Annotated in this window: 1 protein-coding gene; it reads left to right on the top strand. The window is 42.0% G+C overall.

Annotated features, from left to right (window positions below):
- A partial coding sequence (locus H5158_RS22885) for a transposase (RefSeq protein WP_259399487.1) occupies positions 1 to 414 on the top strand: 414 nt, incomplete at both ends.

Here is a 414-nt window from a genome sequence, read left to right as displayed (position 1 = left end):
TGCCAAAATAAATTCATTCCAATCAATTTTGCTGAGCAAATATTGCCAGGTACATTTGAGTATGCGCTTTGTTATATTGTCGAAAATAAACTCGATTTGTCGGGCTTTGACGCGTGGTATAACAATGATAAAACGGGCGCTGCTGCGTATCCTCCTTCAGTGATGCTAAAGATTATTTTACTTGGTTACGCACATGGTTTGGTTAGTAGCCGCCGTATTGCGAAGGCGTGTGAGACGAATATTTTGTTCATGAGTGTGTCGGGTGATATTCAACCTCATTACACATCTGTAGCGGGATTCGTGGCCAAAATGCACGAACAGATTGAACCGCTGTTTACGCAAGTACTGATGATATGCGACGAAGAAGGCTTGATAGGGCGTAACATGTTTGCCATTGATGGATGCAAATTGAAA

The organism is Pseudoalteromonas sp. SR45-6 (assembly GCF_014163545.1).
Classification (GTDB): Bacteria; Pseudomonadota; Gammaproteobacteria; order Enterobacterales; family Alteromonadaceae; genus Pseudoalteromonas; species Pseudoalteromonas rhizosphaerae.
Note: the sequence above shows the minus strand (reverse complement) of the source record. Positions and strands in the feature narration are given on the sequence as shown.